The organism is Fontimonas sp. SYSU GA230001, from assembly GCF_040066175.1.
GTDB lineage: Bacteria > Pseudomonadota > Gammaproteobacteria > Nevskiales > Nevskiaceae > Solimonas.
Window position 1 is genome coordinate 78,246 of record NZ_JBEAAM010000015.1, and the last position, 17,499, is coordinate 95,744.

Below are 17,499 nucleotides of genomic sequence, written 5' to 3' on the forward strand. Positions count from 1 at the left end.
CTGCAGGCGCACAGGATTCAGACTGGTGACCGGCACCAATGGTGCCGCGGGATTCTAGCAGTCCGCTCGCGGCCGCACTCACGGGCTGCTTTCGGTCAGCCCCGCGAGTCCGGCCTCCCGGCACATGCGCTGCAGCTGTGCTGCCGGCATCGACACGGTCAGGCAGGCATTGCCGGCCTCGTCCGTGCGTTCCTTGAGCACGGCACGCCGCGCAAACAGCTGCGCACGCAGCCGCGCCGCCGACGGCGGCACGATCAATTCGCGCACCTCTGGCGCCAGGTCCAGTCGCTCGGCCACCGCGTCGCGCAACAGGTCGAGGCCAGCACCAGTGCGCGCCGACACGAACACGCGGCAGATGACGCCGAGTTCGTCGCGCTCGATGCGTGGCGCTTCGTCGTCGCGCAGATCGATCTTGTTGAACACCTGGAGGCGGGGCACCTCTGCGGCACCGATCTCCTCGAGGACGCTTTCGACCTGGGCGATGCGCCGAGCCCGTTCCGGATCCGCACCATCCACCACGTGCAGCAGCAGCGCCGCCTCGCGCGCTTCCTCCAGCGTGGCCCGGAACGCGGCGACCAGGTCGTGCGGCAGATCGCGGATGAAGCCGACGGTGTCGGCAATCACGACCGGCTCGCCGGACTTGAGCGGCATGCGCCGGACCGTCGTGTCGAGCGTCGCGAACAACTGGCTCGACGCAAAGGCGGTGTCGCCGGTGAGCGCATTGAACAGTGTCGATTTGCCGGCGTTGGTATAGCCGACCAACGACACCGTCGGCACTTCGCGGCGCAGTCGTGCGGCACGGCTGCGCGCGCGGCGGCCGCGCACGTCTTCGAGCTGGCGCTTGAGCGATGCGATGCGGTCACGGATCAGGCGACGGTCCGTTTCCAGCTGCGTCTCGCCGGGGCCGCGCAGACCGATGCCGCCACGCTGACGCTCGAGGTGCGTCCAGCCGCGCACCAGACGCGTGGCGATGTGCTGCAGCTGTGCTAGCTCGACCTGGAGCTTGCCTTCGTGGGACCGCGCCCGCGTCGCGAAGATGTCGAGAATCAGTCCGGCACGATCGAGCACCCGCGCCTTGAGCAGCCGCTCCAGATTGCGCTCCTGGCTCGGACTGAGCGTGTGGTTGAAGATCACCAGCTCGGCACCGCTCTCGGCGACCCGCGCCGCGATCTCCTCGGCCTTGCCGCTGCCGACGAACAGTCCGGGATCCGGCAGCCTGCGGGTTCCGCCCACCACCGCGAGAATCTCCGCGCCGGCGGAACGGGCCAGTTCGACGAACTCCTGACGATCCGAATCGAAATCGGCGCCGGGGAACTCCAGGTGGATCAGTATCGCGCGCTGCCCCGCCTTCGGACGTTCAAACATCCAGCCCGACCCGCTGTTTCGACAGGTGCTCGCGATGCGGCGCTATCGGCTCAACCGCACACATCAGCTCGCCGCGCTGTCTCCGCCCGGCTCGGCAGCCTCACCCGGCTCCGCCGACGGATCGTAGATGCGCACCGGGCGCGCCGGCACGACCGTCGAGATCGCATGCTTGTACACCATCTGGCTGACGCTGTTGCGCAGCAGGACGACGAACGAATCGAAAGACTCGATCTGCCCTTGCAGCTTGATGCCGTTCACGAGGTAGATCGAAACGGGAATGCGCTCCTTGCGCAGCGCGTTGAGAAACGGTTCTTGTAGTGTATGACCTTTGGACATCGGCTTACCCCGGGACTGACGCTGTTCATATCGCGGTCGGACCGCGTTGTCTTGCATCGGACAACGCCTGCAGTGTAGCACGCAGCGCCGACCGATCCGCGCGCGGGCTCACACCGACGGCGTGAATCCTTTCGCGACACCCACGGATTGCTAGGGCTTCGCCAGCGCGGCCTCGCTCACGGACTGCCGTACGGACGTCGCCGCCGCGTAATCGCGTCCGATGTACAGGTACATCGCCGGCACCACGTACAGGGTGAACAACGTGCCGATGGTCATGCCCGCGGCGATCACCAGCCCCATCGAGAAGCGCGCCGCCGCGCCGGGACCCGAGGCGAGCAGCAAGGGCACCATGGCGATGACCAGCGCCGCCGTGGTCATCAGCACCGGACGCAGTCGGATCGAGGCCGCCTCTTCGATCGCGTCGCGCTTGCTCAGGCCCTGCTGCTGCAGCTTGTTGGCGAACTCGACGATGAGAATGCCGTGCTTGGAAATCACGCCGATCAGCGTGACCAGACCAACCTGCGTATAGATGTTGAGCGTCATCCCCGGCAGGTGCGTCAGCTGCATGCCGTTGGTGATCGACAGGATGTTGATGACCAGCAATGCGCCGCTGATCGACATCGGCACGGTCACCAGCATGATCAGAGGGTCGCGGAACGACTCGAACTGCGCAGCGAGCACCAGGAAGATGATGATCAGTGCAAAGAAGAAGGTCAGCGCCAGTGCGGTCCCCTCCTCCTTGAATTGCCGCGAGGGACCGGCGTAGTCGGCCTGGAAGTCTGCGGGGGCAAGCTCTGCGAACAGATCCTCGAACACCTTCAGCGCCTCGCCCTGCGTGACGTCCGGGCGGGGCACGGCAATGATGGTGTTCGAGTTCATCTGCTGGAAGTGTTCGATCGTGCGCGGCACCGTGCGGTTGCTGATCGACACCAGCGTCGCGATCGGAATCAGCTCGCCGCTCGCCGAGCGGGTGTAGTAGCCCTCCAGGTCGCGGGGACTCAGCCGCTCGCCGCGCGTCGCCTGCTGAATCACCTTGTACGAACGGCTGTCGAATGCGAAGCGATTGACCTCTCCGCCGGCGAGCAGCGCCGACAGATCAGCGGAGATGCGGCTCATGTCCACGCCCAGTAAGGCCGCCTTCTCGCGGTCGATCTCGATCGAGGCCTCCGGGCGGTCGATACGCAGGCGTCCTGCGACAAAGAAGAATTTCTTGGTTGCCATCGCCCGGCCGATGATCTCGTCACCGACCCTGGCCAGAGTCTCCGGTGTCGCGGTGGACTTGAGCACGAACTCGACCGGATAGCCCTGCCCGGGCGTCGGCAGCGCGGGCGGCTGGATGCCCGTCCAGCGCAAGCCCGGAATCTGGCTCAGCTTGCCCTGCAAATCGGCGAGGATCTGCTGCGTCGAACGCACGCGCGTGGTCCACTCGCGCATGATCATGCCCATGAAGCCGGTGTTGGAGCTTCCACCCTCGTTGAGGCTGAACGCGAAGATGTGCATCACGTCGGGGTCTGCCAGCGTGATCTTCTGCGCCTCCTGGAAGTACTGCTCCAGGTACTCCGGCGAAGCGTAGCCGTCGGTCTCGTTGATCGAAAACGCAAAACCGAAATCCTCCTGGGGCGCCAGCTCGGCCGGCGTCAGGCGGTAGAGGAAATAGCACGAGGCCAGAACGATGAGACCGAACACGCCGATCACGTGACGCGTCTCGAGCGCACTGTGCAGCCGCCTCTTGAAGGCACTGCGCCAGGCGTCGAACTTGCCATCGATGTATTCCGCCAGCCGGTTCGGCTCCGCACCCTCGCCATGCGTCGGCTTGAGGATGCGCGCGCACATCATCGGCGTCAGCGTCAGCGCGATGATGCCCGAGATCAGCACTGCGCCGGCCAGTGTGAAGGCGAACTCGCTGAACAGCTTGCCCGTGATGCCCGTGAGGAAACCGATCGGCGCATAGACCGCCACCAGGGTGATGGTCATGGCGATGACCGGGCCGACCAGTTCGCGAGCGCCGCGGACCGCCGCATCGAAGGGTTTCATCCCCTCCTCGATGTGGCGATGGACGTTCTCCATCACGATGATCGCGTCGTCCACGACCATGCCGATCGCCAGCACCATCGCCAGAAGCGTCAGCAGATTGATCGAGAACCCCATCGCATACATCAGGAACAAGGCGCCGACCAGCGACACCGGCACCGTCACGGCCGGAATCAGCGAGCTGCGCACCGAACCGAGGAACAGGAAGATCACCACGACGACGATGACGACCGCCTCGACCAGCGTGGTGCGCACTTCCGAGATCGCCTCGCGGATGTACTCCGTGCTGTCATAGCCAATCTGCGCGTCGAGACCCTGCGGCAGGGCACCGACGATGTCCGGCCAGACCTTGCGTACACGTGCGATCACGTCGAGGACATTGGCCTCGGGCCTGACCTCGATGCCGATGAAGATCGCGGGATCACCGTCCCAGCCGGCGCCGCCATCGTAGTTCTCCGAACCGAGCACGATGTCGGCGACGTCGGCCAGACGCACGACCGTGTCGCCCTCGGAGCGCAGTACCAGCTGCTTGAACTCCTCGACGCTGCGCAAGTCGGTGCGCGCGGACAGGCCGATGCGAACATAGCTGCCCTTGGCTTCGCCGACGGCCGACAGCACGTTCTGGTTGCGGATGCGAGCGTAAACCTCGCTGGCGGTGAGGTTGAACGCAGCCAGCCGGTCCGGCTTGAGCCAGACGCGCATCGCGTAGGTCCGCTCGCCCAGTATCTTCGCCTTCTCGACGCCCGGGATGGCCGCCAGCTGCGGTTCGACCACCCGGATCAGGTAGTCGGTGATCTGGCTCTTGTCGAGCACCTTGGAGTAGAACGACATGTACATCGCCGCCGTGCCGCCGCCCTCGGCGATCTCGATGATCGGATCCTCCGAGCCTTCTGGCAGCTGATTGCGCAGCTTGTTGACCTTGGCGGAGATCTCGGTCAGAGCCTGATTGGGGTCCTTGTCGAGGCGCAGGTTCGCCGTGATCGTCGCGAAGCCCTGCGCGGTACTGGAGGTCATGAACGCGATGCCGTCCGCCGAGGCGATCTCGCGTTCCAGCGGCGTCGTCACGAAACCTTCCATCAGCGAGGCTTCGGCGCCCGGATACGCGACGCTGACGTTGATCTGCGCGTTCTGCAGTTCGGGATATTCGCGAATCGTCAGTTCGCCGGCCGCACGCAGCCCGAGCAGCACGATGACCAGACTGACGACGGTGGCCAGGACCGGACGCTTGATGAAGATGTCGGTGAATTGCATGGGAGCCCCAGCCTCAGGTCTGCGGCGGCTTGGGTTCGAGCCGCACGTCCGGCGTCACCGTGTTGTTGATCGTCACGGGCTGGCCGTTGCGCAGCTTGAGCAGTCCCGACGTCGCGATCCGTTCGCCGGCGCTGAGGCCATCGATGATGGCGACGAAGTCGCCGCGGCTGTCGCCGATGCGAACGAAGCGCTGCACGACCTCGAGCGTCTCTGTGCCGTCGCCTGCGGCCGATGCCGCATCCGTGCCGCCCGCCTTCTTCGGTTGAATCACGAAAACCGAGGTGCCGTAGGAGTTGTAGCTGATCGCCGTACGCGGAATCGCCAGCACTTCCCGCTCGCCCGGCAGCTGCAGGACGACCCGGCCGAACTGGCCGGGACGCAGTGCGCCGTCGGTGTTGGGCAGGCGTGCGCGCAGCCGGAAGTTGCGCGTGGCCTCGTCCACCCGCGGTTCGACCGCGAGGACACTGCCCTTGAACCTGCGCTCCGGATAGGCATCGACCCGGACCTCGACCGCGAAACCCGGCAGGACCTGGCCGACGTACTGTTCGGGCAGAGCGAAATCGAAGTCGATCGGGTCGATCGACTGCAGCGACACGATCGGCGTGCCCGCCGCGACGTACTGGCCGATGTTGACGCGGCGCACGCCCAGCGTGCCGGAAAAAGGCGCGCGCAGCTCCTTCTGGGCGATGCGGCCCGCCTGCGCCTCGACCGCTGCCTGTGCGGCATTGGCTTCGGCCACCGAGGCGTCGTAGTCGGACTTGGAGATCGCTTCGAGCCGGAACAGCTGCTCGCGCCTGCGCCGATTGAGTTCCGCGAGCTCTGCCTGTGCCTGCAGACGCTTGAGCTCGCCGCGCTCGTTGGCGGTGTCGAGCGTCAGCAGCAGTTCACCTTCTCGGACCTTGGCGCCGGACTCGAAGTGGATGGCCTGCACGATGCCACTGGCGGCCGTCGTCAGATCGGCGCCGTTCACCGCAACCAGGGAGCCGACCGCTTCATAACGGTTGTCCCAGGACATCACCGTCGCCTCGCCGGACGTGATCGTCGCCGGCGGGATCGGCATGTTCTCCAGGTACTGCACCATCATGCGGTTGCCGAACCATTTCATGAAGAACACGCCACCGAACAGCACGAACACCAGTGCGAGCAGGATCGCGAGGCGCTTGGTGGCGCTCGGCTTGCGGGCCTGGATACCGATGCCGCCGGCGGTTCGTGTCGGGGATCCAAAATCGTTCATGTGCGCTTCCTGCAGCGGATGCGGCGCTCAGCGCGCCGCGGGATAACGGAGGAGGTCGTCGATGCGGGCAAAGTCCTGCTCGGTCAGCTCGCCGGTGGTCTGACGCAGCTGGATCAGCAGCTGCAGCAGGCGGTACCGCGTGCCGTTGAGGTCGCGCCGCGCCTGCACGACGCGCGACTTGGCGTCGAGCACGTCGGTGATCGTCCGCGTGCCGGCATCGTAGCCCGCGCGCGTCGCCGCCTCGGCCGCCTGCGCCGACTCCAGCGACTTCTTGAACGCATCGGACTCGTAATAGGCGGTCACGACCTGGCGGTAGAGCTGGCGCGCCGAGCGTTCCGTCTCCAGCGTCACGCGCCGGAGCTCGGCTTCGGCGGCCGCGGCGTTGGCCTTGGCCTGCCGGATGCGAGCGGTGTTCACGCCGCCCGTGTAGAGCGGCATCTGCAGCTCGACGCCGACGCGCGCGTCGTCCACCTTTTGTCCGAAGTCGTACTCGCTGTTGTCCTGCCGGCTCACCGAGGCGACGACATCGAGCGTCGGCATCGCGCTGGACAGCGCGCTGCGGCGGTCCGCGTCCGCGATCTGCGCGGCCTGGCGCGCCAGCGCAATCGCCGGACTTTGCGCGCGCGCGGCCTCGACCCATTGCTCGGCGTCCGCCGGCTGCAGCGCCGGAAAGGCGACATCCTCGGGCAGCACCGGCAGCGCGACATGACCGTTTCCGGTCACCTCGTCGAGCGCCTCGCGCGCGGTTTCCAGCGCGGTACGCGCCGACAGCAGCCGCGCCTGCGCCAGATCGTCACGCGCCTGCGCCTCCTTGAGGTCGGTGCCCGGCACCAGTTCGACTTCGTAACGCTTGCGCGTATCCTCGAGCGACTCGCGCACGGCCTTGGCCTCGGCCTCGGCCTGGGCGAGCTGGTCCTGCGCGTTGAGCACGCCGAAGTAACGTTCGGCAACGCGCACCAGAATCTTGAGCCTGCGATCGATGCGTGCCGCCTCGGCGCGGTCGTCGAGCGCCCGCGCCCGTTCGCGCCGCGCGAACCAGTCGAGACGGAACAGCGGCTGGCGCGCCTGCACCTGCGCCGACCATGCCGGATAGCTGTCCCGGGAACTGCCGAACACGCCGCTGCCGTCGGTCTGGGCGTAGTCGTAGGCGCCGCCGATGCCCAGCGTCGGCAACAGGCTGCCACGCTCCTGCGCACCCAGCTCGCGCTCGGCTTCGTACTGCGCCAGTGCCACCGCGACCGCCGGGTCACGCTCGGACGCCCGTTGCAGCGCCTCGCCCAGGGTCATCGCCGAAACCGGCGCCGCGGCAACGAACGCAAGCAGCGCCAGCGCGCAGCTAGTTTTCGCAGCAGAAATCATGGAACACCTCGTTCTTGATTCTTTGAATGAGCCGGTGCATGGCCTGCGTGTCCGTCGGATCGGCCAGCGGCTTCCAGCCAAAACCGTTGAGCATCACCTGGATGTGCTGACACATCACGCGATAGGCATCGCGGACCGCAAAGTCCTCGAGCACCCCTTCGGTGTGCACGAGATTGTGTGTGCCATTGCACAGCGCCCACAGCCCCGTGCACAGCTCCTGCACAGTGACGCCATTGAGCTCCAGATCACCGTCACGCACCCCGTCCTCGACGATGCTGGCGACACAGCGCCCGATCGGCTGGCAGACGGCCAGAAAATCCTCGCGCCGGTCCGGCGAGGCGGCCCGCCACACCACCTCGCACAGCGCGTACTGCGAGATCCGGAAATGATCCGGATTGCGCTGCACGAAAATCTTGTCGGCCACGCCGATCGCGAACATGCGCTCGCGCGACAGCGTCTTCCATTCGGCGACCCGGCGGAACAGTTCGGTGTGCTCCTGTGCCTGCGCCGTGGTCAGCGCCAGCAACAGATCCTCCTTGCTGGCGAAGTGCTGGTAGAGGGTGCCCACCGCGTACTCGCATTTCTCGGCGAGACGCGACATCTGCAGATTCAGCAGCCCGCTCTCACGGATCAACTCGCGCGCGTGCTCCAGAAAGAGCTGCTCACGCTCGGCGAACTGGCGCTGTCGTCTCTCCTTGGTGCCCACGCTGCGACCCGGTACGTGATGCTTTTGCAAGCGGAGCCGAATTTTGAACCATCTTCATTTTCCTTGCAAAGATTCACCGCACTGCACCATGCGGCGGCCAGACGCACCCGCCGTCGGGATGGCCCCGCTTCCGTCGTCAAGAGCAACTGCGATCGAATTGGCGCGCCCGGAGAGACTCGAACTCCCGACCCTCTGGTTCGAAGCCAGATGCTCTATCCAACTGAGCTACGGGCGCGTCGCGGCGATAAGGCCCGTCACCTTACACGAAGCGCGGGACGCGATCAGACCCCAGGCGCGCACCCGCGCCGCATTCCCCCGCGGTCTTGCTCGAGCGCGTCGAGGATGGTGGCCACGGGGTCGGCGCGGTCACTGTCCAGAACGGACAGTCCCGGCTCGCCGCGCAGCCAGGTGAGCTGGCGCTTGGCGTACTGCCGGGTCGCCGCCTTGCCCTGTGCAACGGCTTCGTCGAGCGTCAGCCGCCCGTCCAGATGCGCCCACAGCTGCCGATAGCCGACCGCGCGCATCGACGGCAGGTCGGTCCGCAGGTCGCCGCGCGACCACAAGCGCCGCACTTCGTCGAGGAAGCCCTGACGCATCATCTGCTCGAAGCGCTGGTCGATGCGGGCGTGGAGCTCGGCGCGCCGTTCCGGCACGAGTGCGAAACGCAGCACGCGCCCTTCCAGAGCCGGCTTCCCCGCCGGTCCATGCAGCGCGCTCGCCGGCTTTCCGGTCAGTTCGACGATCTCGAGCGCTCTTGCGATCCGCTGCCGGTCGTTCGGGTGCAGCCGCGCCGCGGTCACCGGATCGACCCGTCGCAGGCGCTCGTGCAGCGCCGGCCAGCCGTGTTCGCGGGCCAGCGCCTGCAGCCGGGCGCGCAGGCTCGGGTCCGCAGGCGGCAGCTCGCTCAAACCGTGCAGCAACGCGCGGAAATAGAGCATCGTGCCGCCGACGAGCAGGGGCACGCGCCCGCGCTGCCGGATCTGCTCGATCAACACCCGCGCCTCGGCCGCGAAACGGGCAGCGGAGTAACTGTCCGACGGATCGAGGATGTCGATCAGATGATGCGGGACGCGGGCACGTTCCGCCGCCGATGGCTTGGCCGTGCCGATGTCCATGCCGCGGTAGATCTGCGCGGAGTCCACGCTGATGATCTCGACCGGCACACGCTCCGCCAGCGCCAGCGCGAGCCCGGACTTGCCCGCAGCGGTCGGCCCCATGAGCATGAGTACCGGGGACAGATCGCGCCCGGACTCCGGATCGTGACGCTGGCGCGCGACCGCAGCCGCCATGGACCGGACGCCGGAGCCGGGCAACCGCCTTTCAGCGCCCACGCAGGAACAGCCGGTCGAGATCCGCCATGCCGATCTGCACCCAGGTCGGGCGGCCGTGATTGCACTGACCGGACAATTCGGTGCGCTCCATGTCGCGCAGCAGCGCGTCCATCTCCGGCAGCGTCAGGCGGCGGTTGGCCTTGATCGCGGCCTTGCACGCGATATCGGCGAGCACGCGATACTGCGCTTCCAGCGCCTGGCCGAAATGGCTCAGCGACTCGCGGCGCTCCTCGTCGTGCACCAGGTCGCGGATCAGCGCCTGCACTTCACCCAGCGGCAGCAGGGACGGCAGGGCGCGCACGCGCACCGCCGCCGGGCCGGCACGATCGATGTCGATGCCAAGGCGATACAGCTCGTCACGTCTGGCTTCGAGCGCGTCGGCCTCGTCCTCGTGCAACGCGATCGTCTCCGGCACCAGCAGTGCCTGCGCGGGGATCCCTCCCTGCTCCAGCTGCGTCTTCATGCGCTCGTAGAGGATGCGCTCGTGCGCCGCGTGCGCATCGACGACGATCAGGCCGTGGCGATTCTGCGCGAGCACATAGACTCCGTGCAGCTGCGCGAGCGCATGGCCGAGCGCCGGCTCGGCTGCGGGCGGTGTCGGCAACCGGTAGTTCGCGGCCGCCTCGGCGACGGCCGTGCTCGGCATCGACTCGGGCCCGGCCGACTGCGGCGGATCGTAGTGCATCGATACCTGTGCCGGCTGCGACGCAGGTACGGTCTGCGTGGCGAGCGTCAGGCGATGGTGGTGCTCGGGCTCCGGTCGCACCCGGCGCAGTGCCTGGTGCACTGCGCCGAACAGCATGTCGTGGACGCGGCCGGCGTCGCGGAAACGCACCTCGGTCTTCTGCGGATGCACGTTGACATCGACCGCCTGCGGATCGAGCTCCAGGTAGAGCACATAAGCCGGGAAATGCGTCGAGTGCATGACGTCGGCAAAGGCGCGTCGCAGCGCGGCGCCCGGCAGGCGATCGCGCACCAGCCGCCCGTTGACGTAGAGGAACTGCAGGTCGGCCTGGGTGCGCGCGAAACTCGGCAGGCCGATCCAGCCATGCAGGCGCATGCCCATCCTGGATTCGTCGAGCGTCACCGCTTGCGTGACGAACTCGGCGCCGCAGATCGCCTCGATGCGCGCCTGGCGCGCCCGCGCGCTGTCGGCGGGCGCCAGTTCCCAGACGCGGCGCTGGTTGTGCCGCAGCGCAAAGGCGACGTCGAAGCGCGACAGCGCGATGCGTTCGAGCGCCTGCTGTGCGTGCCGGAACTCGGTGCTCTCGGCCTTGAGGAACTTGCGGCGTGCAGGCGTGTTGAAGAACAGGTCGCGGACCTCGACACTGGTCCCGGGCGGATGTGCGCACGGCGCCGGACGCGCGCCGTCCAGCTGCCCGTCGCCGCCCACACCCCAGCCGTGGGTCGCATCGGCGGTGCGCGAGACGAGCCGCAGGCGCGCGACCGACAGGATGCTGGGCAAGGCCTCGCCACGGAAGCCCAGCGTGGCGACGCGCTGCAGGTCGTCAAGGCTGGTGAGCTTGCTGGTCGCGTGCCGCTGCAGCGCGAGCACCAGCTCGTCCGCGTCGATGCCGGTGCCGTCGTCGCGCACGCGGATCAGCCCGATGCCGCCGCGCTCCAGTTCGACTTCGACGCGCCGCGCGCCGGCATCGAGGCTGTTCTCGACCAGTTCCTTGACGACCGCGGCCGGCCGCTCCACGACCTCGCCGGCTGCAATCTGATTGATGAGCTGATCGGGGAGGACGCGAATCATCGCGCTAGTTTACGCGGCCCGCCGGTCTCGACAGCAGCGGACGGAGCCTCCGTCTCGCACGGAATGCCCGTCCCGTGACCAACAAAAAACCCGGTGACCAACAAAAAACCCGGACGGCAGAGCCGTCCGGGTCAATGCAGCCCCCGTTACCGGGAGACGCCTTGGGTGAACGAAGTCTCGCGCAGCGCCCCCTCGCCGGAGCGGCCGGCGTACTGCAGTGGTGCATCGGTCTGCACGACCTGCTGCTGGGGCCGGTAGCTGTTGAAGTAGCCGTGGATACCTTCGAGGATCTGCTGCGCCAGCTTGGACTGGAACGTCGCCGACGCCAGCAGCTTCTCTTCATGCGGGTTGGTGATGAACGCCGTTTCGACCAGCACCGAGGGGATGTCCGGCGCCTTGAGCACGGCAAAGCCCGCCTGCTGGATCTCCGGCTTCTGCAGCTGGTTGACCTTGGCCATGGAGCCGAGGATGCGGCTGCCGACGTCGAAGCTCGCCTCCATCGTCGCCCCCTGCGAAAGGTCGATCAGCACTGCGGCCAGCTCGTTGTCCTTGTCGTGGATGCCGACGCCGCCGACCAGATCGGCCGCGTTCTCCTTGTGCGCGAGCCAGCGGGCGTGCTCGCTGGTCGCGCCGCGGTTGGACAGCACATAGACCGCCGTGCCGCGCATGTCGCGGCGCGTGAACGCATTGCAGTGCACCGACACGAACAGATCGGCCTGATGCCGGCGCGCGACGTTGACACGGTCGCGCAGGCCCACGTAGTAATCGCCGTCGCGGGTCAGCACCGCACGCATGTTCGGCGTGTCGTTGATCAGCTTCGCCAGCTTGCGCGCCACGGCCAGCGCGACGTCCTTCTCCAGCAGGCCGCTACCGCCCTTGGCGCCGGGATCCTCGCCGCCATGCCCGGCATCCACGGCAATCACGATCGGCTTGTCACGCAGCTGCACGGCCGACGCCGGCTCGGGACGCGGCGGCGCCGCAACCGCGGCGAGCTCGCCGGCCGGATTGGCCAGATCGACGACGAGCCGGTAGCCGTAGTCGGCGTTGGGGGGCAGCACGAAGCTGGTCGCGAAGACCTTGTCGCGCACATCGAGCACCACGCGCACGCTGTCGCCGCGTGCGCCACCGCGCAGGCGTTCGACCACACCACGCCCCGTCGCAGCTTCGATGCGCGCGATCGCGCCGCGCGTGAGACCGTCGATATCGACGACGACCCGCTGCGGATCGCTGAGCGTGAACAGCTTGTGCTGGACCTCGCCGTCGAGATCGAACACCACGCGGGTCGCTTCGGGGCCTTCCCACAGGCGCAGGTCGCGCAACTCCGCCGCACCGACCGCAGGCGCAACGAGCATTCCGACAAGGACCCAAGCCCAACGCATAGCGACAATCCGCAGGATTTGCCCGAACGCTACTCCCATCGCCGGCAAAGCGCAAGATGCCTTTCCCTCAGTAAACATCAAGATAGGCAACTTACTTCATGCAAATCCTGCAACTCGGCCAGGAGCCGGTCCAGCAGCGCGCCGTCGGCCGCCACCTCGAACCGGCGCACCTGGCCGGCGCCCTGCAGACGCACGCGGATGCGCGGCACCGGCAAACGCGCCTCCGCGCGCTCCGGCCATTCGACCAGCCAGACGTCCCGGTCGGGCGGATAGCTGTCCAGCCCCAGCCCCCACAGCTCCTCGGCGTCCTGCAAGCGGTACAGGTCCATGTGCACGACGGTGCAGGCGCCGATGTCGTAGGGTTCCATCAGCGTGTAGGTCGGACTGCGCACGGTCGAGCGCACGCCCAGCGCGCGCAGGAATCCGCGCGCCAGCGTCGTCTTGCCGGCACCGAGTTCGCCTTCGAGGAACACGATGGCCGGCTCGCCGCGCAGGGACCGCGCCAGCGCCGCGCCGGCCGCCTCCGTGGCAGCCGCGCCGCGCAGCTCGCAGCTCAGCGCCCGCGTCATGGGTTCACGATCCCGCGCAGTTCGGCGAGCAGATCCTGCGGCAGCAACCCACGCTCGCCCCGCAGCGCGGCGCGGTCGCCGGCCAGCGCATGCGCGAGGACACCGAGCTCGGCCGCCTGCTGCGGTCCGTGCCCCTGCGCCCACAGTGCCGCGATCACCCCGGTCAGCACGTCGCCCATGCCACCACAGGCCATGCCGGGATTGCCATACGGGCAGATCCGCGGCGTCACGCCGCCGACGAGGCTCCCGGCGCCCTTGAGCACCACCGTGCCCCCGTAACGCCGTTCGAGCGCGGCGACGCTGCCGGGGCGATCGAGCTGAACCTCCGCGGTGGTACAGCCGAGCAGACGCGCCGCCTCGCCCGGATGCGGCGTCAGGATCCAGCGCTCGCGGCGGCGCGGCAGGCGCGCCAGCAGGTTGAGCGCATCGGCATCGACGACCAATGGCGGATCCGCAGTGAGCACATGCGCGAACAAGGCCCGCGCCCACTCGTCCTGCCCCAGACCCGGCCCCAGCGCGACGACGCTCGCCCGCGCCAGTAGAGCATCGAGCTGCGCCACCGCGTCGATGCCGTGCACCATCAGCTCGGGCTGCGCGGCGGTCAGTGCCGCCGCATGCGCGGTCCGCGTCGCGACCGTCACCAGCCCCGCGCCGGCGCGTAGCGCGGCCCGGCCGGCCAGCAGGGCCGCGCCGGCCATGCCCAGATTGCCGCCCACCACGAGCACGTGTCCGGATCCGCCCTTGTGCGCGTCGCGTGGCCGGCGCCCGAGCCGACCCAGATCCGACTCGTGCTGCAGCCAGGCGGCCGGCTCCAGCTCGGCGAGGATTCCGGCCGGCACGTCGAGCGTGTCGAAGCAGCGCAGCCCGGCGCAATCCGGGCCGTGCCCGGTCCACAGGCCGAGCTTGTTGCCGATGAAGCTGACGGTCACATCGGCGCGCACGCAGGCACCGGGCGCGGTGCCGCGGCTCGCATCGAGACCGGAGGGGACATCCACCGCCAGCACGCGCGCGCCACGCCGTGCGGCGAGGTTGATCGCCTCGATGGCCTGCGCCGCCGCGCCCTCGGGGGGGCGCGACAGGCCCGTGCCGAACAGTGCGTCGATGACCCAGTCGCACGCCGGCAGCTGCGGCGGACAGTCCGCGCTGTCGCCGCCCTCGGCGAGCCAGGCCGCGCGCGCGGTGGCGGCATCGCCGCGATCCGGCGGCCGACCCACGCAGTACAGCTCGACCTCGGCGCGTGCCCGGCGCGCCAGTCGCGCGATCTCGTAACCATCGCCGCCGTTGTTGCCGCTGCCGCAGACAACGACCACGCGCCGCGGCACGCCCCAGCGTTCGGTCAGCACGCGCCAGCACGCCGCGGCCGCACGCTGCATCAGCGCATAGCCCGGAATGCCGCCGGCGATCGCACGGCGGTCGAGCTCGCGCACCTGGTCGGCCACGTACAATCGGCGCTGGATCTCCTGCATCGCCACAGTATAGGGGGCGGCCGTTGCACCCCGACACGCCGACTGCAATCGCCCGCCAGATCCCCGTGTGGGCGCGCGAACTCGGATTCGCCGACGCCGAGGTGTCGGCGCGCCGGCTCGATGCCGACCGCGTGCACCTCGCCGACTGGATCGCGCTGGGCCGGCACGGCGGCATGTCGTTCATGGCACGCGACCCCGATCTGCGCGCCGAGCCCGAGCGCCTGCGCCCCGGCACGCTCAGCGTGATCAGCGCGCGCCTGCCCTACCGTCCCGACGCGGCCGACGCGCTGGCCCTGCTCGACGATGGCGCCCACGCCTACATCTCGCGCTACGCGCTGGGCCGCGACTACCACCGCGTCGTGCGTGCGCGCCTGCTCAGGCTCGGCCGACGCATCGAGCAGGCCGTCGGTCCGCACGGCTACCGGGTGCTGTGCGACAGCGCGCCGGTTCTGGAAAAGGCGCTGGCACGGGATGCTGGCCTGGGCTGGATCGGCAAGCACACGCTGCTGCTGAACAAGCAGGAAGGGTCCTGGTTCTTCCTCGGCGAGATCTACACCGATCTGCCGCTGCCGCCGACGCCGGGTGCGCCGCCGGATAACGGCTGCGGGCGCTGCACGGCCTGCATCAAGGTCTGCCCGACCCAGGCGATCGTCGCCCCGTACCAGCTCGACGCGCGCCGCTGCATCTCCTACCTGACCATCGAGCATCACGGCAGCATCGACGAAGACCTGCGCCCGCTGATCGGCAACCGCATCTTCGGCTGCGACGACTGCCAGCTGGTGTGCCCCTGGAACCGCTACGCACGGCTGAGCGCCGACCCCGACTTCGCGCCGCGTCATGGACTGGACCGCGCGCGCCTGATCGACCTGTTCGGCTGGGACGAGGACGAATGGCTGCGCCGTACCGAGGGCATGGCGCTGCGCCGCGCCGGCTACGCGCGCTGGCTGCGCAATCTGGCGGTGGCACTCGGTAACGCGCCGGCTTCGGACGAGATCATCGCGGCCTTGCAGCGACGCCTCGACCACCCCGACGAGATGGTGCGCGAGCACGTGCGCTGGGCGCTGGCCCGGCACGATCTGGCGATCAGCGGCGCAGGCCGGTCCGCTGCATCAGCACCGCCGTCGAGGGATCGATGACGGCATCCGACTGACGATCGAGGATCCGCCGGGTGAGCTGCTTGCCCAGTTCGACACCCCACTGGTCGAAGGAATTGACGCCCCAGATCACACCCTGCACGAACGCCCGGTGCTCATAGAGCGCCAGAAGGGCCCCCAGATGCGCGGGATCGAGGCGCGGCAGCAGCAGGGTGTTGCTCGGTCGATCGCCGGGAAACACGCGGTGCGGGACGGCTGCCTCCAATGCCGCACCGGACAGGCCCGTCGCCTGCAGCTCCGCGCGCACCTCGTGCACCGACTTGCCACGCATCAGCGCCGCCGACTGCGCCAGACAGTTGGCCACCAGCATCCGCTGCATCTCGTCACAACCGGCGTCGCCCTCGACCGGCAGGATGAAATCGATGGCGTGAACCGCCGGTCCCTGATGCAGCATCTGGAAATAGGCATGCTGCGCGTTGCTGCCAACGCTGCCCCACAGCGCCGGCGTCGTCGGGTGATCGACCGTGCGTCCGTCGCGGTCCACCCCCTTGCCGTTCGACTCCATCTCCAGCTGCTGCAGCCAGCCGCAGAACAGGGCGAGGCGCTGCGCGTAGGGCACGACGACCTGGCTCGCACAGCCGAGGAAGTTGCTGTTCCAGATGCCGATCAGCCCCAGCAGCACGGGCAGGTTGGCAGCTGCCGGCGCCTCGATGAAATGCCGGTCCATCGCGTGTGCGCCGGCGAGCAGCGCATCGAAGCGCTCCGGCCCGAGCGCCAGCATCGCGCTGAGCCCGACGGCGCTCCATAGCGAATACCGGCCGCCGACCCAGTCCCAGAAGCCGAACATGTTGGCCGGCGCGATGCCGAACAAGGCGACCTCGCGCACGTTGGTCGATACCGCGACGAAGTGATGCGCCACCGCGGCCTCGCCCAGGGACTCGACCAGCCAGCTCCGCGCGCGACGCGCATTGGCCAGCGTCTCCTGCGTGGTGAACGTCTTGCTGACGACGACGAACAGGGTGGTCGCCGGCGCGAGCCCGGCCAGCACGTCGTTGAGATCGGCAGGATCGACGTTGGCGACGAAGCGCGGCCGTGGTCCGTCGACGAACGGCCGCAAGGCCTCGCAGACCATGCGGGGTCCGAAATCGGAGCCGCCGATGCCGATGTTGACGACATCGGTGATCGCCGCACCGGTCGCGCCGCGCCAGCCGCCACCGCGGACCGCGCCGGCGAACCGACGCATCGCGTCGAGCGTGGCGTGCACGTCGGCGAGCACATCGCCGTGGCGGCTGTCGATGAAGCGCGCGCCCCGCGGCGCACGCAGCGCCATGTGCAGCGCGGGCCGCGCTTCGGTGCCGTTGACGCAGTCGCCGGCGAACAGCCGCTCGCGCCACTGCGCCAGCTCGCGCTCTTCCGCCAGGGCGATCAGCGCGTCGATCGCCGCTGCGTCGAGGCGCTGCTTCGCGTAATCCAGGTACAACCCGCAGGCCTGCGCCGAACAGCGCGTGACCCGCTGCGGATCGCGCGTGAACAGCTCGAGCGTGCGCATGGCGCGCAGGCGCTGCGCGTGCGCCTGCAGCGCTCGCCAGCGCCCGGTCTGCGTGGGCGAGGGCTGCAAGCGC

General features: G+C 68.6%; 13 protein-coding genes and 1 tRNA gene. 1 reads left to right on the top strand and 13 read right to left on the bottom strand.

Going from position 1 to position 17,499, the window contains the following annotated elements:
• Nucleotides 1-78: 78 nt before the first annotated feature.
• From hflX to AAG565_RS09485, 12 genes are all read right to left on the bottom strand, one after another.
• A complete protein-coding gene (gene hflX / locus AAG565_RS09430; RefSeq protein WP_348819333.1) occupies nt 79-1,365 on the bottom strand; it encodes a ribosome rescue GTPase HflX in 1,287 nt (428 codons plus the stop codon).
• Nucleotides 1,366-1,428: 63 nt separating this feature from the next.
• The gene (gene hfq / locus AAG565_RS09435) at nt 1,429-1,701 is read right to left on the bottom strand and encodes an RNA chaperone Hfq (RefSeq protein ID WP_348819334.1); all 273 of its coding nucleotides are present in this window, start codon (nt 1,699-1,701) and stop codon (nt 1,429-1,431) included.
• A 150-nt stretch (nt 1,702-1,851) separates the two neighbouring features.
• On the bottom strand, nt 1,852-4,983 hold the full coding sequence (locus AAG565_RS09440) for an efflux RND transporter permease subunit (RefSeq protein WP_348819335.1): 3,132 nt from the start codon (nt 4,981-4,983) through the stop codon (nt 1,852-1,854).
• A 13-nt stretch (nt 4,984-4,996) separates the two neighbouring features.
• Nucleotides 4,997-6,217, bottom strand: coding sequence for an efflux RND transporter periplasmic adaptor subunit (locus AAG565_RS09445; RefSeq protein ID WP_348819336.1), 1,221 nt, complete (start codon nt 6,215-6,217; stop codon nt 4,997-4,999).
• Between the two features lie 27 nt (nt 6,218-6,244).
• Nucleotides 6,245-7,576 (bottom strand): TolC family outer membrane protein, encoded by a 1,332-nt coding sequence (locus AAG565_RS09450; protein ID WP_348819337.1) that lies wholly within the window; start codon nt 7,574-7,576, stop codon nt 6,245-6,247.
• The gene (locus tag AAG565_RS09455) at nt 7,554-8,282 is read right to left on the bottom strand and encodes a TetR/AcrR family transcriptional regulator (RefSeq protein WP_348819338.1); all 729 of its coding nucleotides are present in this window, start codon (nt 8,280-8,282) and stop codon (nt 7,554-7,556) included. The genes AAG565_RS09450 and AAG565_RS09455 overlap by 23 nt, the downstream gene beginning before the upstream one ends.
• A 158-nt stretch (nt 8,283-8,440) precedes the next feature.
• Nucleotides 8,441-8,517 (bottom strand) — tRNA-Arg (locus AAG565_RS09460).
• 46 nt (nt 8,518-8,563) lie between these two features.
• On the bottom strand, nt 8,564-9,571 hold the full coding sequence (gene miaA, locus AAG565_RS09465) for a tRNA (adenosine(37)-N6)-dimethylallyltransferase MiaA (protein ID WP_348819339.1): 1,008 nt from the start codon (nt 9,569-9,571) through the stop codon (nt 8,564-8,566).
• Nucleotides 9,572-9,602: 31 nt separating this feature from the next.
• A complete protein-coding gene (gene mutL / locus AAG565_RS09470; protein ID WP_348819340.1) occupies nt 9,603-11,369 on the bottom strand; it encodes a DNA mismatch repair endonuclease MutL in 1,767 nt (588 codons plus the stop codon).
• Nucleotides 11,370-11,515: 146 nt separating this feature from the next.
• On the bottom strand, nt 11,516-12,721 hold the full coding sequence (locus AAG565_RS09475; protein WP_348819341.1) for an N-acetylmuramoyl-L-alanine amidase: 1,206 nt from the start codon (nt 12,719-12,721) through the stop codon (nt 11,516-11,518).
• A 104-nt stretch (nt 12,722-12,825) separates the two neighbouring features.
• Complete coding sequence (gene tsaE, locus AAG565_RS09480) at nt 12,826-13,317, bottom strand: tRNA (adenosine(37)-N6)-threonylcarbamoyltransferase complex ATPase subunit type 1 TsaE (RefSeq protein WP_348819342.1); 492 nt, start codon at nt 13,315-13,317, stop codon at nt 12,826-12,828.
• Nucleotides 13,314-14,783: an NAD(P)H-hydrate dehydratase gene (locus AAG565_RS09485; RefSeq protein ID WP_348819343.1), complete on the bottom strand. Its 1,470-nt coding sequence runs from the start codon at nt 14,781-14,783 to the stop codon at nt 13,314-13,316. Before AAG565_RS09485 ends, tsaE begins: the two co-directional genes overlap by 4 nt.
• Before the next feature lie 23 nt (nt 14,784-14,806).
• Between AAG565_RS09485 and queG the strand changes: the two genes are divergently transcribed.
• Nucleotides 14,807-15,919 carry a tRNA epoxyqueuosine(34) reductase QueG gene (gene queG, locus AAG565_RS09490; RefSeq protein ID WP_348819344.1) on the top strand — a complete coding sequence of 371 codons (1,113 nt, stop codon included), beginning with the start codon at nt 14,807-14,809 and terminating at the stop codon, nt 15,917-15,919.
• Here queG and pgi read toward each other — a convergent pair.
• Nucleotides 15,867-17,495: a glucose-6-phosphate isomerase gene (gene pgi, locus AAG565_RS09495; protein WP_348819345.1), complete on the bottom strand. Its 1,629-nt coding sequence runs from the start codon at nt 17,493-17,495 to the stop codon at nt 15,867-15,869. The two genes, queG and pgi, sit on opposite strands and share 53 nt — an antisense overlap.
• Between the last annotated feature and the right edge of the window lie 4 nt (nt 17,496-17,499).

Coding starts and splice junctions, on each gene's coding strand:
- tsaE (WP_348819342.1), bottom strand. CDS start 13,317: ATGACGCGGGCGCTGAGCTGCGAGCTGCGCGGCGCGGCTGCCACGGAG.
- AAG565_RS09445 (WP_348819336.1), bottom strand. CDS start 6,217: ATGAACGATTTTGGATCCCCGACACGAACCGCCGGCGGCATCGGTATC.
- hfq (WP_348819334.1), bottom strand. CDS start 1,701: ATGTCCAAAGGTCATACACTACAAGAACCGTTTCTCAACGCGCTGCGC.
- miaA (WP_348819339.1), bottom strand. CDS start 9,571: ATGGCGGCTGCGGTCGCGCGCCAGCGTCACGATCCGGAGTCCGGGCGC.
- mutL (WP_348819340.1), bottom strand. CDS start 11,369: ATGATTCGCGTCCTCCCCGATCAGCTCATCAATCAGATTGCAGCCGGC.
- hflX (WP_348819333.1), bottom strand. CDS start 1,365: ATGTTTGAACGTCCGAAGGCGGGGCAGCGCGCGATACTGATCCACCTG.
- AAG565_RS09475 (WP_348819341.1), bottom strand. CDS start 12,721: ATGCTCGTTGCGCCTGCGGTCGGTGCGGCGGAGTTGCGCGACCTGCGC.
- AAG565_RS09440 (WP_348819335.1), bottom strand. CDS start 4,983: ATGCAATTCACCGACATCTTCATCAAGCGTCCGGTCCTGGCCACCGTC.
- AAG565_RS09450 (WP_348819337.1), bottom strand. CDS start 7,576: ATGATTTCTGCTGCGAAAACTAGCTGCGCGCTGGCGCTGCTTGCGTTC.
- AAG565_RS09485 (WP_348819343.1), bottom strand. CDS start 14,783: ATGCAGGAGATCCAGCGCCGATTGTACGTGGCCGACCAGGTGCGCGAG.